General features: G+C 36.3%; 18 protein-coding genes. 4 read left to right on the top strand and 14 right to left on the bottom strand.

What is annotated here, in order from left to right; genetic code table 11:
- A complete protein-coding gene (locus QL229_RS14045; protein ID WP_138556538.1) occupies positions 1-1,050 on the top strand; it encodes a patatin-like phospholipase family protein in 1,050 nt (349 codons plus the stop codon).
- On the opposite strand, the gene QL229_RS14050 is transcribed toward QL229_RS14045, so the two are convergent.
- The 13 genes from QL229_RS14050 to QL229_RS14110 form a co-directional block, all read right to left on the bottom strand.
- A complete protein-coding gene (locus QL229_RS14050) occupies positions 1,043-1,717 on the bottom strand; it encodes a methyl-accepting chemotaxis protein (protein ID WP_348649198.1) in 675 nt (224 codons plus the stop codon). The genes QL229_RS14045 and QL229_RS14050 overlap by 8 nt on opposite strands.
- On the bottom strand, positions 1,654-2,601 hold the full coding sequence (locus QL229_RS14055; RefSeq protein WP_281547088.1) for a PAS domain-containing methyl-accepting chemotaxis protein: 948 nt from the start codon (positions 2,599-2,601) through the stop codon (positions 1,654-1,656). The genes QL229_RS14050 and QL229_RS14055 overlap by 64 nt, the downstream gene beginning before the upstream one ends.
- Before the next feature lie 398 nt (positions 2,602-2,999).
- Positions 3,000-3,314, bottom strand: a complete 315-nt coding sequence (locus QL229_RS14060) for an excalibur calcium-binding domain-containing protein (protein WP_212748187.1) — start codon at positions 3,312-3,314, stop codon at positions 3,000-3,002.
- 711 nt (positions 3,315-4,025) lie between these two features.
- Entirely contained in the window at positions 4,026-5,198 is a 1,173-nt protein-coding gene (locus QL229_RS14065; protein WP_281547089.1) for a hypothetical protein, read from the bottom strand.
- A gap of 36 nt (positions 5,199-5,234) precedes the next feature.
- Positions 5,235-5,645: a hypothetical protein gene (locus tag QL229_RS14070; protein ID WP_281547090.1), complete on the bottom strand. Its 411-nt coding sequence runs from the start codon at positions 5,643-5,645 to the stop codon at positions 5,235-5,237.
- A 413-nt stretch (positions 5,646-6,058) separates the two neighbouring features.
- Positions 6,059-7,399 carry a zonular occludens toxin domain-containing protein gene (locus QL229_RS14075; protein ID WP_281547091.1) on the bottom strand — a complete coding sequence of 447 codons (1,341 nt, stop codon included), beginning with the start codon at positions 7,397-7,399 and terminating at the stop codon, positions 6,059-6,061.
- Positions 7,396-7,710, bottom strand: a complete 315-nt coding sequence (locus tag QL229_RS14080) for a DUF2523 family protein (protein ID WP_281547092.1) — start codon at positions 7,708-7,710, stop codon at positions 7,396-7,398. Before QL229_RS14080 ends, QL229_RS14075 begins: the two co-directional genes overlap by 4 nt.
- Positions 7,710-9,119 carry a hypothetical protein gene (locus tag QL229_RS14085; protein ID WP_281547093.1) on the bottom strand — a complete coding sequence of 470 codons (1,410 nt, stop codon included), beginning with the start codon at positions 9,117-9,119 and terminating at the stop codon, positions 7,710-7,712. Before QL229_RS14085 ends, QL229_RS14080 begins: the two co-directional genes overlap by 1 nt.
- A gap of 87 nt (positions 9,120-9,206) precedes the next feature.
- A complete protein-coding gene (locus QL229_RS14090) occupies positions 9,207-9,431 on the bottom strand; it encodes a hypothetical protein (protein WP_281547094.1) in 225 nt (74 codons plus the stop codon).
- An 11-nt stretch (positions 9,432-9,442) separates the two neighbouring features.
- The gene (locus QL229_RS14095) at positions 9,443-9,646 is read right to left on the bottom strand and encodes a hypothetical protein (protein WP_281547095.1); all 204 of its coding nucleotides are present in this window, start codon (positions 9,644-9,646) and stop codon (positions 9,443-9,445) included.
- A 2-nt stretch (positions 9,647-9,648) separates the two neighbouring features.
- On the bottom strand, positions 9,649-9,957 hold the full coding sequence (locus tag QL229_RS14100; RefSeq protein WP_281547096.1) for a hypothetical protein: 309 nt from the start codon (positions 9,955-9,957) through the stop codon (positions 9,649-9,651).
- Positions 9,954-11,282: a replication initiation factor domain-containing protein gene (locus QL229_RS14105; RefSeq protein WP_281547097.1), complete on the bottom strand. Its 1,329-nt coding sequence runs from the start codon at positions 11,280-11,282 to the stop codon at positions 9,954-9,956. Before QL229_RS14105 ends, QL229_RS14100 begins: the two co-directional genes overlap by 4 nt.
- Complete coding sequence (locus QL229_RS14110) at positions 11,266-11,481, bottom strand: hypothetical protein (protein WP_138624732.1); 216 nt, start codon at positions 11,479-11,481, stop codon at positions 11,266-11,268. Before QL229_RS14110 ends, QL229_RS14105 begins: the two co-directional genes overlap by 17 nt.
- 328 nt (positions 11,482-11,809) lie before the next feature.
- On the opposite strand from QL229_RS14110, the gene QL229_RS14115 reads away from it, so the two are divergent.
- Positions 11,810-12,160: a DUF3693 domain-containing protein gene (locus QL229_RS14115; protein WP_281547098.1), complete on the top strand. Its 351-nt coding sequence runs from the start codon at positions 11,810-11,812 to the stop codon at positions 12,158-12,160.
- Between the two features lie 92 nt (positions 12,161-12,252).
- On the opposite strand, the gene QL229_RS14120 is transcribed toward QL229_RS14115, so the two are convergent.
- Positions 12,253-12,816 carry a YSC84-related protein gene (locus tag QL229_RS14120; RefSeq protein ID WP_135926622.1) on the bottom strand — a complete coding sequence of 188 codons (564 nt, stop codon included), beginning with the start codon at positions 12,814-12,816 and terminating at the stop codon, positions 12,253-12,255.
- Between the two features lie 140 nt (positions 12,817-12,956).
- On the opposite strand from QL229_RS14120, the gene QL229_RS14125 reads away from it, so the two are divergent.
- Both QL229_RS14125 and QL229_RS14130 read left to right on the top strand, forming a co-directional pair.
- Positions 12,957-14,168: a tyrosine-type recombinase/integrase gene (locus QL229_RS14125; protein ID WP_135926623.1), complete on the top strand. Its 1,212-nt coding sequence runs from the start codon at positions 12,957-12,959 to the stop codon at positions 14,166-14,168.
- Positions 14,168-15,355, top strand: coding sequence for a cation:proton antiporter (locus QL229_RS14130; RefSeq protein ID WP_138556536.1), 1,188 nt, complete (start codon positions 14,168-14,170; stop codon positions 15,353-15,355). The genes QL229_RS14125 and QL229_RS14130 overlap by 1 nt, the downstream gene beginning before the upstream one ends.
- The last annotated feature ends 36 nt before the right edge of the window (positions 15,356-15,391 follow it).

Genomic DNA, 15,391 nt, shown 5'->3' on the forward strand with positions numbered 1-15,391 from the left:
ATGATAGATATTTACGTAGGCCCAAGCGCAGCAAAAGCGATTAAAGAACAAGGAATGACACCAGACCTATTTAGCACATTTTTAGGGGCGAGTGGTGGTCCAAAATGGTTTACATTATTTGGTCTTGATAAATATTTGTTTGGTGAGTTTTTTAAAGAGCGAAACACAACATTAAACTTATTAGGGTCAAGCGCTGGCGCATTTAGAGCTGCGTGTTTTGCTCAAAATGACCCCGTTGCAGCAATATCGCGATTAGCAAAGTCATACTCTGAAACACGTTATTCATCAAATAAAGCAAAGCCTGAAGAAATAACGACAAAAGCACGAGAGTTATTAAGCACTGTTTTTGCTGAAAACGGCATTCAAGAAATCATAGATAACCCCGTTTTTAAAGCCCACTTTATTGTTGCAAAATCGAATGGGTTTGTAGCCTCAGAAAACAAACTGATGCAGTTAATGGGTTTATCTAAAAGTTACTTAGCAAATAGGTTAAACAGACGCTTTTTAAACAAACAGTATGAGCGTTATGTGTTTCAACCTTCAGATAGCCAGTTATCATTTTCAGATAACAATACCTTCAATACCCATACTATTGAGCTAAACGAAGATAATTTAGCAGATGCTTTACTTGCTTCAGGCTCTATTCCGTTAGTGATGCAAGGTATTAAAAATATAACAGGAACACCACCAGGGATGTATCGTGATGGTGGTATCATCGATTATCACTTTGATTTAAATATTCATAATGATGGGCTTATCTTGTATCCGCACTTTAATAACAAACCAAAAGCAGGGTGGTTTGATAAAAGTTTAAAGCGCGGAATTACACCAAAAAACTATGACAAAGTAGTTATGATCACCCCATCAGCTGAGTTTATTGCGTCATTACCTTATGGCAAGATCCCCGATAGAACTGACTTCACCGAACTCGATGCTGACACACGTATTAAATACTGGCGACAAGTGCTCAGCGAAACAGAGCGCCTTGGCGAAGCCTTCGTTAAGCTTTGTGAGCACCCTATAGAGCCAAAAATTCAAATTATTACTTAAACTGATTAACTAGCGCTGTTTGTTCATTAACCTTGTTCAATAATGCTGCACAGAGTTGTTGCGAAGTATGGCCAAGCTCAGTGCATTCAAGAGTAAATTCTTGTGCTGAGGTTATGTTTGTTGCAATCAGCTGACTTGCTGTTAGTTGCTCAGTCATTGCGTGTGCAATAATGCTGTTAAGTTCACTCAGTTTCACTGATTGTGCTTTGATATGCTCTAAGCTCTCACCACTTTGATGAGCAAGTTCAACACTTTTAGCTGACAAAGCAAGGCCATCAGACATCGCATGCTGTGCTTGTTGCGAAGCCTCAGTTAAATGATTGAGGACAGTTTTAATTTCTTCTGTTGATTGTTGAGTCCGATAGGCAAGGGCACGTACTTCACCTGCGACAACAGCAAACCCGCGTCCATGTTCACCTGCTCTTGCTGCTTCTATTGCTGCATTAAGTGCTAATAAATTTGTTTGATCAGCAATTGCATTAATCTCATTCAAAATTGCAACAATATGTTTATTTCCCTCAATAAGGTCGACCACTTGTTCACTTGCAATGTGTAATTTTTTGTCTAATTCACTAATTGAATCAATAGTTTGGTGAACAGAAGTTACTCCTTGTTCTGTTGATTTTTTAGATGCTTCGCAGCTTGAGTAGACGCTGAAGTACTCGATGAAAGTTCATTGATTGAAGCAGTCATTTGCTCTGTAGCAACAACAATTTGCGCAACTTCATCAGTTTGTTTGGTCAAAAGTTCTGTTACAGCTAACCCAGAATCAGCGCATTGCTGGGCATTGTTATTTACACCCATGGTCACATCGTTAACTCGACCAACAACAGCTTTTAACTTTGCTTGTTGCATTTCAAGAGCTAAGTGTAAAAAACCAATTTCATCATTACTACCAGAATATAAATAAGCCATGAGAGGGTTATCGTAAATACTTTTTGCTTTTTGTATGAGCGCTTTATATTTCATTCGCCAAAAAAACAAACCTAGATTTATTGAAACTAAACTGCAAAGTAATAATAAAGATACTGCAGAAAACCCACTTGTAAATAAAAGCACAAAAGAAAGAATTAAAGTTAAAAATAAAGACCATGATAAATATAAAGTTGAATCAAAAGGCTGTTTCAGTGCTTTTGAGTTAGAAACCTTATTAATCTTTTCGTATTCTTCAGTTGCTCTAGCTAAAACATCATCATTAAGTTTTGTACGTACAGATTGGTATTCTACAGTTTGGCCGCTCGCGTCTTTGATGGGGGTAACAAATGCATTAACCCAATAGTAATTACCATCTTTACAGCGATTCTTAACAGGGCCCATCCAAGATCTACCGTTATGTAGGTGTTGCCATAAATCAGCAAATGCAAGTTTAGGCATGTCGCTGTGGCGTACTAGGTTATGGGGCTGATTAACCATTTCAGCTAATGTAAAACCTGAAATATTACAAAACTCTTGGTTTGCATATGTTATGTAACTATCTAAATCGGTAGTTGAAAGCAAAATGTCAGAATCTGAAAATTTAACTTCTTTATTGTTTGTTTTATCAATTTTCACGTTTAAATTACCCAAATCAGAAATAGAGGAGGTATTTGTACAAGAAACTACACTAAGATTTGAGATTTTAATTAATTACTAAAAACTCAATTTAAAGCAAGTTGTTGAATTTAATTACATAATGTAGCGGTAAATTGATTCGAAAGAAGTAGGAAATTTCTCATTTGTTGAATTATTTAGATTAATATAAATCACACAACATTAAAAAAATTACAAATTGAAAAGTGATTTACTTAAATCAAAGGTGTCAAGCGTGTTTAAGTAAATTTTAGCTTTATTTAACATTGGATTCTGGAATTTTTGGTAGATTAAATGACTAGAATTTAAATGCTCGGAGATGGTTATTTAACTACACCAACAAGAGCCGTTGGTGTAGCAAGATTAATTATATTTAAATACTAGCGGTTATGTAACCTTGGTTCATCCTGACATGGAATGCCATCAAAATTTTTATCTAAATTTGTATCAGGGCAGTTACGCATAAAAAAAACAGCTTCTTCTAGAGAGTTCATTTGACTGCAGTATTTCCTTCCATCACATGCATAGATAGGTTCTTGTGAAATATCAGTTTGTCTTTTATGCGTATATTTATTTTGAATTGGCTCAATGATTTGCTGCTGTATTGTGTCGACAGCAGAAGTTTCCCCGTAATTATTTGCATAGAATGCCCAAGCTCCAAAAGCAATTAGAATTAGTAAGAAAATTTTTCTCATATGAGCTCCTGTTGAAAATACTAAAAAATGGATAGTAATATTTATAAAATCGAGATTAAGGTTGTAATACATATTAAAAGCAAAAGGCTGAGTTTTTAATGGGTATTCGCTGAAAATTAGAAAATCTGAAATATCTTAGAAATCGCATATATATACTTTTATTTATAGCAAGTATTAAAATCAATAAAACTTTAAAAGCAGGGTGATAAATCAGAAATATAAAAGTTTGGAAATTTATAAAATATGAACTTTCTTATAGTATTTATTTTGGATTTGATCTTTGTTTATACATTGCTATCATGATTTTTATAAGAAATCATTTAAAAGGATTGGTGAAATCTTGAAAGCGTCGCTGACATTTAGCGCTATTTTTGTAGCATTTTTAAAGCTGTATTGCTTTAAAAAACTCAATACAGTGTAATAAACAGCAAAGGCATTCTTACCTTAACTTATGCGAGATAATAGATTGCTTAAAATTTAGTTTTTAAAGGGTTGATAAAAACATAGATATTTCATCTATGAACACAGATGAAATGATCAACACATTAAAAATGTAGATGATGTTGATTGCTTGGTTGATGGAATAATTATACTTAAAAATTAAAACATCAATAACATCCCATAAATTACGGTACGTAACAATGAAGAAAAGGGCTAAAAGCCCTTTTTTATTAAGTGTTTAACGTGATTGTCAGGTTTGACAGTTTGACGTTAGCTTGTATGAAATCTTCTAAAGGTTTTAACTAAATGGTAAATTACAGCAGCATTGAAAGCTCTTGATATGATGTCTATTAATACAAATTGATTCGTTATCTGACTCTCCAGTTGTCCCCATAAAGAATAATGCTTATTGAGATGTAAGGGGTTCAACAATACAGTAATGTCTTGAAAGGTTACTAATTTATTAGAAAGTGACAAATTCATGAAATGAATTGTTAGTACATTTATAATAAAGAGCCAAATTATAGGTAACAACCAACTAGTGCAATGATTTGAAATGAGCTTACTAAATATTAAGATCATCTTATCTTGGTAATTCGAGTACTTAAATAAACTGTCTAAAAATGACCTGTTAAACTTTTGATATTCTGCAGAACCATTAGTAAGAAGATTCTTTATATCTCTAAAATACTCTAATACCTCACTGTTTGTCATGTTTAGGTTATTAGATTTCCATTTTGAGTCGGTACAGGTTAGCTCTGAAATGTTATTATTCAGATAAATAAACCTATTATAAGATGAAAAATCTGATTCGTTAAAGTTAGCATTTCCAAAACTATTGTGACCCATATAGAATCGACCAGATAGCTTAGATTTATTTTTCATTCCATCCATCTCAAAATAATCAAAATTGAGAAATTCTTCTATGTATAAAATTCTAGTTCCAGTATAGGAAACGACACTTAAAAAACCTGAGTTATGAACACGAGAAATTTCTAGGTAGTCTAAACGTTGAAGCCTCAAAATAATTTTCGTATTTAAATGTGTGTCAATAATGCGTAAAGTGTTCACTACTGCATTATCTCCCACGATATCAAGTGTGGATGGCAGTTTAGAGCCATACCCTATATTTAACTCTATAATTTTAGATGATGAAAAAGTAACATCATTTATTTTTGATAAGTCTCTGAAACGAACAGAACGAAAAGAACAAGTATTAAAATATATATCTCTTCTTTTAAATTCAGATGAGATTTTTTCTTCATCACCCAAATCTAACTCTTTAGTTTTAAATGAACAATTTTTAAAAGTTAAATTTTGTTCTAAGTTGCTAGGAATAAAATCAAACGATTCAAGAAAAGTAACATTCTCAAAATAAAAATCATTTGATTTCATATACTCTAATACATCATCGTATTCATTTTTGAAGTTAAAAATTGGCATAGGCTCTATCTGAGGATTAAGTAAGCATGTATTGGTTTAAGTAGCTGTTTTTCTCGATATTTCACCTACAATATCTAATAATTGTTCCTGAAGATCAAATAAATATTTGTCTTGGACTTTTGTTTCAGATTTAAGTTTTTTGTACATACTCTCATGTTCCTTAGCTGACCATTTGTAACGATGCACAAATTGTACGTCAGATGGTTTTACCTTACCCCACGGTGTAGTCATAACGTTGTTGTGATATGAAATACTGCATTCTGCCCACGGGCCAGTATCTGGTAAGTAGCCGCGATACATTATCCAAATCAGTTTTTCGACAGGTTTGCTGGCTTTATTCGCTTTTACATATCTCCTTACTTGACGTTCACTTACTCCGAGTTCTTTAGCTCCTTTTGCATAGTCATATCCGAATAGCGTAACGAACTGCAATTTAAAGTTGCCCATTGTGATTTACTCCTTTATTAAAAATCACAATGCACACTCGGTATCGGTGTAAGTGGTTTCGCTCCCCCCCTATTAGTATATGGGGGGAGGGTGTTTCCCTTGGCTGCTGTGCCGTCCTTAACTCAGCTAGGTTTATCAGAAGGCAATCAACTTTTATTGAAAACAGACTAGGGCAGTGAGTGCGATTGGCTTTCTCACTGAATTGATACCCGACCCTAATAAACTGTATGTAAAATGGAAACGGATTCTCGATGAAATGTTGATTTTCTGGAATGTATAACATGGCTACGCCATCCTCAGAGAAATGAAGAAGCAGGGGAAATGGGTTGTTTTAACGTGAATGAAATAATGCATTGTTTTAAGCACACAAGGCAGAGGCTCGAAGCTCGCCTTTCTGCCTTTGTGTTGCTTAGTTAAAACTGTCTTAGGAAAATGTTTTTGTCAGAAAATTTTAAGATTGGTAAATCTTCTGTTAGGTAAATTGAGTAACCGATTTTTTCTAAGTAGTTCGAGCTAAGTGTTATTACTTCAGGCTCATTAATAACTTCTGATTTCTCGGTTTGATTTTCATCATTACCTAAAATAGTTGTGTTTTGTCTTTCAACGTTCTTACCAGTAACGCAGTTAATGTAATGCTCTACAGTCACTACACCGTTTTTTTTCTTTAGAACATATCCACCATATTCATAGTCATCACATATTTCATTTAATGGATGTTCAAACTTCTGTGGCTTATACGTTAAATCTAATTTTGGTTTTACTATTGGTTGTTGTTTTACTTCGACTGTTTTTGCTTCTGGTGTACTGGCCGTGTCAGGTTCGTCAGAGTCAGTAAGTCCTAGACTGCCGAGCAAGCTATAAAAGACATAAATAAATAATGGTATAGCAAGAAGAAATAAACCCGCCTTCGGCGGTAGTTTAAACTTTGCTGTGTGTTCATCAGCAGACCAATAGACACCGTAAAAGTTAGCATCACGGCGCATTAGCTTAGATGCACATTTATCTAAATCGCCTTTGTAATCGGTATTGAATTGTTTATCTCTTTGAAAGCGCGTAATTGCAGACCCGCCCATTGGCCTAAAATAATGAATGTGTGAGTTAGTGCACTTCTGGATAACGTTATCTAAAAATGTGTAATGCTGGGTTATTAGGTGAATATCAACACCTGAATGTCTATGCGTTTGAAACTTCGTGTAGTGAATAGGGCGCTTTGCACTATTGGCCATTGGTGAAAAGTAATCCTGACATTCATCAAACACACTAATCGAGCCATTAGGTAAATCATACCATTGGGTCGGGTCGTCTACTTTCGTCCAGTGGTAGTTAAGTAGTTTTATCGATTCAATAGTTGGTTGTTCAGCTTCTTCTATATAAGTGTTTAGCCCTGATAAGTTTTGTTTTGGGTAACAACGACGACACCAATTAACGAAAAGAGAAATTGCAGCCTGCTCATCATATTGTTTAAAAGACGGTGCTAACCAAGGAACGTCAGTTAACTCGATTAATCTATCTTGCTCATGGGCTTTTTTAATTATCTTAGAATAACGCGATCCTTTTTTGGTTTGTTGGACTGTTGGATAGAACGAACCATAGAACCAACCTGCAAAACTATTCAAAAAATCTAAATCAAGCAGAAAACACTTAATGTTGTTATAGAATTTTTCTTTTTGCGTTACAGAAGGGTCTTGGCAAATTTCTTTAAGTGTATTTAACGTTTTGCCTGCACCTGGCACACCTGTTCGTAAATAAATCATTGGTTAGGTGCTCCTAATTTCATCTTAGTTACTGAGCCGCCCGACGTTAAACCACGAATAGTGAGTGCAGCTGCATAAGCACCAAGCATAAAGCCGATTGCTTGATCTAATTTTGCATAGTTAAAAACGGCAATTACTTCAATTGGTAAGGTGGCCGCATTAGTTACTATCAAATTAAATATGTAATCGATGCCAAAAGAGCCTAGCTCGTAGGTAACATATCCAAAGCCAAGACCAACAAGAACCTTAGAAACGAGGCTAGGGAGTAGGGTTGCAAGTGCGGTAAAAAAAGCTTGAATTAGAAACGGCATTATACTGACCTCACAATTATTGAAGCGCTATGAATTAAAGAGCTAAGTACGATTAACCCAGAGATTGCTTGGAAGAAAACAATGAAATACTCAAAACTAAAACACAGCGATTTACCGTTCGTTAGTGTGATACATTTTTCAGGTGGTAACTCAGCACTTGGTAGCCAGTTATTATATTTCTGTGCATACTGCTCTAAGTTTCTTGTTTCTTGGGGAAGTTCGACACCATCACCAGAGCCAATACCCGCACATTCTTCTATAGTACCTTCACAATCTTGACCGCCTATATTGCCGTTACCAGTACCATTACCACCACCGCCGCCACCGCCAGTTTCAATACCATTAACAGCATCAATTAACTCATTGAATTTACCGACCGTTACAGCATGTAAACGTTCATCTTGGCTGGTTTGTAGGAGAATGGCTGTATCGATACTTTCCATAACATTTAAAAAGGCTTTAGCATTTTTTGTATCAGCATCTATTTTTTTGTTATGTAGTTCTTTGTCATTATCAATCAGGTTGTTAATACTGTTTTCGATTTCAGTTTCTACATTTTTAAGGTTACAACTGGTGTCACCTTCGGCACATGTTTCTTTAGATTTATCAGGGGTTTTTGAATCATCTACTTTAGAATCTGAATTATCTAAAGGGTCATCTTCAGGGTCTGGTTGATGATGGTCAGGACATTGTAAAACGTTCACACTTCCATCTGTAGAAGTAGTGCATTTATCTGCATCAGCATCATCTGCTAATTTTTTATTGTCATAAGGTTTATCACCACAGGCCACACCTTGACTGACACCCATTGCAAATTTAGCTAATGAAATTTGTGATGCGTTAACGTTATAAGCGCAGCCATCATTGCAATAAAGACCACCACCATCGAAAGGCGCACCACCAATTGTTGGTGAAGAAAATAAACTTTCACTACTACCAGCTGGAGGACATTCTTTTGGTACGCATTCAGAGGAACCAAGTTGCTGGGATACTTTTTTAGAGTGATAACCCGCTGGGCAGTCTCGAGGTTTTCCGCATTGGTTCTCGCCAACTTTCTGGGTATAAAGCGGATTCCCATCAGGAGGGCACACATAATCTGTTTCAGATGGATTATACCGACCAGCAGTACTATGTCCTGATGTAGTTTCTCCAGTGTTGGTATTTGTCCTATCAAATGTCAATGAATTGCTTGCATCAAGTGATGGATTTGAATACACAAATATATCAAAATTTACATAAGGGATAACCAAATCGCCACATTCAGAAAGAGAAACATCCTGACCTATAAGCTTATAATTGTAAGTACAGGAACCTTTTATATATATAGACTTTGCAGGAACTAAGTCTAAATCGTCAGCAGAAACAAAAAAGGCGCTCATTAGCGCCAATATAAATATTAGTATTCGCATCATTGCGCCTTAATTTTTAATCATCGAAAAGGATATAAAGTGCTAAAAGTCCAGAGACGATTAGCACTGTGTCTAATGTGATGAACATTAGCTAAAGATTGTGCCTTTCAACCACTTCCAGCCGATAGCTACGAAACCAGCAGTAAGAAATACACCGCCGATTAAGTTTGCGTTATCAGTGAAGAAAGTTTGAAACTGAGTTGTTGCAGCTGTTACTTCAGGTGCAGCTTCAGCAAAGGCTGAGCCAGATGCAGCGACAAGCGAAGTGATAACACCCGCTTTTAAAAGTCTATTTTTAAAGATGTTTTTCATGGTTAAGTTCCTTATCTATTCCAAACCATTTTGTTTAATTTCTTCCAACCATAAGCAGTGAGAAGAACGACGATGATTGACGGGGCAACTTCAGTTTTGAAGGTGTCCCAATCAAGTGGAACGGGAAGAGGTGTTTCCACAACTTCCAATTCCACCGGACACTGTTTCTCTACAGGCGCAACGGGACAAATAGCAATGTATTTGTTTTCACCCATGATTAGCCTGCAAATTTAACATCTGATACAACGTTACGAGACATGTTTTCAGGGTCAGGTTGAAGTGTTAAATCAACCTCACAAATACCGTGCTGGTCTAAGATGTTTTTAAACTTTTGATACAAAGACTGTTCATCAAGGATGTTTAAAGACTTTGGTTCAAAGCCGCATTTCTGAATTTGATGGTCACCTTGGATAAAGTCTTTTTCAGGTACTAAGTAACTGATAGACGAAAACGCATAGTGCTTAGGTGCGCCAGTTTTTTGAGAAATACCTTTACCGTTTGCGGCAGATAATAGGGTTACTTTCATGGGGCTAACTCCGTTTGATTAGGTGGTGATATACAGGCCTGATTGATAGAGTCGGGGATATCCCACGGGTTAAGGCCTTTGGTTAATTGGTTAATGATTTCGTTATCAGTCAGTTCTTTAACGTGACGTAAGAAATTTAAGTACTTGCCGTAAGACTGTGCGCAATAACGTTCAAGTCGTTCAGCAACAAAAATCCCACTTACTTTTGGTTTACGTGTAGTGGTTTTAATCTCAAGACGTTTAGCGCTAACAAACTCAAAAGCAGGGTATGCAGCAGCAAAAACGGCATCGGTATTGAGAAGTGCATCCAAGGAGATAACACGGTCAATAGACCTAAGCTCAAGCTCAGCACGCACCCAATTAGGTTGAGACTGACTTTGCATTTGCTTGCCTTTTTCATAAATACGCGCCATTTTTCCATTTTTGCGACTTCCTACGTAAAGGGTGTTACCGCCATTGGCCACGCAGTCATAACGCTTTTGCCAGCCGTGTTTTTTCTTCCAGAGCGCTTGTTGCTCATTAGATAATTTTTGCAGTTCGCCAGTTTGAATCCATGAGAAAGAGGGCGCTTGATTGGTTTTACAGAAGCCGCCTTCTTCTAGATTTTGGAAGTAATTTAGAACGGATTTTTCGCCGTCATAGTCATCATAGGCAATGTCTAAGCGGGTGATTTTTACGTTCGGCATTTTCTTAAGCATGGCGTGAAGTTTTGGAATATCGAGACCCGCACAGCCGGCACCCGAGAATGAAACCATCACGCCGCCATTGTTTGCACCCCAAGCAACAACGCCCGAATTTACATCATGACGGTAAAGGGTGGCTGACTTTTCATAGGTGAACATGCCACCTGAGTTGTGGCGATAAGACCAGCTTAAATCATCCGATGTTAAGCGGTCAGCAGCTGTGGCAACCTCAGTATTTAGAAGGTGCATAAATTTGGTAATATCACCTTCAATCAATGAGTTAAGTGTTTTGTAACGTTTGGTTTTACGTACAACGTTCTTGAAAAAGTGCGCCCGTTCTTCACTTGGAATAGCATCAACAGAGTCGTAATTACGGTAACGAGGGTTGTTTTCGAACAGCTGGTCATAGTAATAATCAGAGTCATAAACAACCGATTCGTTAACTTCTACGTCTAAATCATCAGTGGCTTGTTGGTCAAATAATTCAGCACAAAGCATTGCGTTATAGGCTTCTTTGTAGGAGGCAAAGTCACCTTTTCCAAACGCAATTTTGGCGTCAAAGCGAAGACGGGCAATTTCGTCAGGGCAAAAAACAACGGTTAAATAGTCGATTTTGGTTAACTGTTTAGAAGTCTGGGTCATAGTCAAATGCTCCAGAGTCGAACAGTTCTTGCCAGTTTGAATCATCAACATCGATGATTTCGAAAGGTTCTCCACTTGCATAGTCTATGCAAAAAGCCATAGCTTCAGCACGTGACGAATACATAAGCGGGTGTTCAATTTTATTGAAACCTAACGCGTATTCCTCAATGCCAGCAATGTATTGGAGATAGAATTTCATTACTTTTTATCTCCGATCTTTGAAGTTTTATTTACCCAAAACTTTAGTAATTGCCAAACAACTACAAAACAAATAGAGATAACTAATAAAATAAATGAAAAAGTATTGATGATTTCAAATGAAGTGAAATCCAAAGAAAGGAAATATACGGCAAAGATCCCCAAAACTGAGATGAATTGTGATTTTGTGAAACTCATATCCGTATTCCTTGTTAAAATGACAAACTGTCAATCTTGAATGTTGGTAAATCTAACATTCACTTTTGACAGTCGTCAACTTTTTATTTATCAAGAATGACAGTTATAATTAAGTAAGTGAGGAGAACGCTATGAATTTTAGTTACGAACTAATTGAAAAATATAAAGAAGTTAAAGGTTACACTCAGGATAAACAAGTTATTTCAGATTTTACTGAATTTAACTCAGGTAATATGTCTCAAATTAAAAAAGGTAACCGTCATTTAACTGCGAACCAGTGCATCGCAATGGCCAATGCTGTTGGTATGGATCAAAAAGAAGCTTTACTAAAACTTGCTATCGAAAAATCAAAATCGAAGGAAGAAGGTAAGATCTGGTCTGATATTGTAAAAAAGATTAGCGCTGCGTGTATTGCGGGAATCCTTGCAGCTGCGAGTCTTACTGGTCAAGTAGCGACCCCGCCTTTGCGGTATCGTAGATAGCCCATAAATTACGTTATGTTAAATAAGCTAGAATTATAAAAAGTGGACGTTAGGTTACTAACTAGCCCACTTTTAGAAGGGTCTTTACTTAGTTAATTCAGTTCAGAATCTACCCAAAATTTTGTGCCTTTTAGTACAGCTTGCAAAGCAAGGCCATTTTCGGTTAATGAATAGACAGTAACTTGATCAGCAATAGCTTCCGCAACTAATGCTCCACCTTTATCTTCATATTTTGCGGCTGCATCAGCGTTACCACCAAAGGTCCAGCCATGTTCAATGAAGCGATTTAATGCAGACTGGTTATGAAAGACCATTACTACATTAAAGTCTTTTACTCCTAAACCAAGACCTAAACCAGCTTCGCCCATATTCATGTAAGTTGATTGGCCTGTTAGGTTATTTTTTACAACACCATAGCCGCCACCGAAACTCGCTAAAACAACATTTACATTTGCGTTATCAAAAACAGCATAACCCGCAGAATTTGCAATTTGTTGTTTAACATCAGGTTTTTCTGCATATAATTTGTTAAGTGTATTAGTTCTCATGCTTTGAACTAATGCACGTTTTTCTTGTGGTGATGCACTACCTGTTGTTGCACAACCCGTTAAAAGCGTTGTTAAAATAACAGAGGTAATGATTAATAACTTTTTCATACTTAATTCCTTGAATACTCGTATGGCAAAATGATACCTATATAATAGACTAATTTTCAGATATGTTAAGTCCAATACTAGACAGTATCGGACTTTATGGTAATCTTATAACTAGTTATTTTACAAGATATTTATATATTATGCTCGTTGCTCTCGTTGATACACTCAAACAACTTCGCTACCAAATCGCCCATCTTGAAGATGATACTCTCGCAACAGAATATCCTGAACTTGATACATTTATACATCAGGTTGGATTGACTGTTGCTGAATCAAAAAATGACTTAAGTTTCGTTTATCAATTCTTATACGTTTATGGCAGGAAATCTGAAGCAACGTTTAATCGCTTTCGAAATGAGCTTGAACGTTTTTGTTTATGGTCATGGTTAGTTGCTGAAAAATCAGTATTTGATCTGAAACGAGATGATATCGAAGCTTATGTAGATTTTATGGTTGATCCCGACTCTGCTTGGTTATCAGATTCGGTGCAATGGCGTTATAAAGATGAGCAAGGTATTAGGCGATTAAATTCAAATTGGCGCCCCTTCATAAATAAAGAAAATATAGCTAGCCAACAAACACTCGCCGCTATGTTTACAGCACTCAATGTTTTTTATAAGTTTGCAATTTTAGAAGAAAAAACCTTTGCTAATTTTGTACCGGTTGTTAAAAAGAATAGCCCTTACTTAGTTGTGCAATCACAAATTAAAATTCCAGATACGCTCAGTGATATTCAATGGGAGTATGTATTTGGTGTTACCCGAGATTTATGTGAACAACAACCTGATTTAGAAAGAAATTTATTCACACTCGCTTGCTTAAAAGGATTGTATTTACGAATTTCTGAGTTATCAGAAAGGCCACAGTGGTCGCCGGTTATGTCGCATTTTTGGCAAGACAATGACGGCTTTTGGTTTTTAAGAATTATGGGTAAAGGTAATAAATTACGTGATGTAACTTTAAGTGAAGATTTTATCACTTATTTAAAACGTTATAGGCTTTACCGTGGTTTACCTGCCCTGCCCCGAGTTGATGAATCGGAGCCATTAGTTCATAAAATTCGTGGTAAAGGTGGTATGACTGTTCGGCAAATTCGTCGTTTAGTTCAACAAAGTTTTGATTTAGCAAAACAATCTTTATTAGATGATGGCTTTAAAGATGATGCTGAGCAACTTGAAGCAGCGACGGCACACTGGTTACGGCATACCGGTGCAACACACGATGCACAAACAAGGCCGCTTAAACATTTATCTGAAGATTTAGGCCATGCCAAAATTGCCACAACAGACCAAATTTATATTCAAACAAATATAAAAGAACGCGCAAAGTCTGGAATAAAAAGGAAAGTTTAATGGAATATACAATACTAGCGATTGTTGGTTTAGCCCTGTTATTTTATTCTCTGACAATTCGTCAGCTAGAGCGAACTGAAATTACTGGTCCAATGTTTTTTGTTTTTGTTGGTATCGCAATGACTTATTTTTTGCCGAGCGAATTTAAGTTAGGAGAAGCAGGACTTAGTGACATCTTGCCTTTGGTTGAATTAACCCTAAGTATTTTTTTATTTACCGATGCTGCGAAATCAAAATTGCCTGTATTGAAACATAGCTTTCAATACCCTAGCCTATTACTGTTTGTTGCTTTACCAATGACACTAATATTGGGTGTTGCTGGCGGATTATTTTTCTTTTCTGAGTTGTCACTTTTTCAATCTGCCTTGATCGCTATTATTTTAACGCCCACTGATGCGGCGCTTAGTAAAGGCATTTTAGAATGTACTTCTGTACCTGAAAAAGTTCGAGAAGGAATAAATACAGAAAGCGGTTTAAACGACGGGCTTTGTGTTCCAATATTTTTAGTTCTTCTTTTGTTAGCTCAAAATCCAGAAAGTGCTGTAACAACGCTTGATACTCTATTTGTTTTTACACGAGAGTTAGGCGTGGCGCTTGTTATTGCCGGCGTGTCGATGGCCATATTTATTCCATTATTAAAAATAGCATTAGCACGTCATTATTTTGCAAATAATAGCAGCCCATTTTTATTAATTGGCTTGGTCATGGCCATTTTTTCTTTGACACAAAACCTGCATGGCAGTGGGTTTATAGCCGTATTTGTAGCGGGGCTTTTATTTGATTACTTAGCACCTAAAAAAATTCGTTCAACATTAGTTAAAGATTCTGAACATATCGCTGAATTTGTAGCATTACTTATATGGTGTTTATTCGGTTTTGTTTGTGGTCACTTAATTGTGAATGATATTACTTGGCCAATTGTATTTTATGCATTATTAAGTGTGACAGTTTTTAGAATTGTGCCGGTATTACTTTCGCTGATGTTTACTAATTTAAATTTAAAAGACAAGTTCACGTTTGCTTGGTTTGGTCCGCGAGGATTAGCATCTATCGTATTCACTTTAATGGTGATGGACACTGCAATTGCGAACAAAGAGCAAATTGCTACAGTAACTTTAACAACAATTTTATTTAGCGTGTTCATTCATGGTATGAGCACCAAGCCCATCGCAAAAAGTTACCAATAATAAAGGCGCATTAAGCGCCTTTAATTTTTTTACTTT

Source organism: Pseudoalteromonas sp. PAR1 (assembly GCF_947311895.1).
Lineage (GTDB): Bacteria > Pseudomonadota > Gammaproteobacteria > Enterobacterales > Alteromonadaceae > Pseudoalteromonas > Pseudoalteromonas lipolytica_C.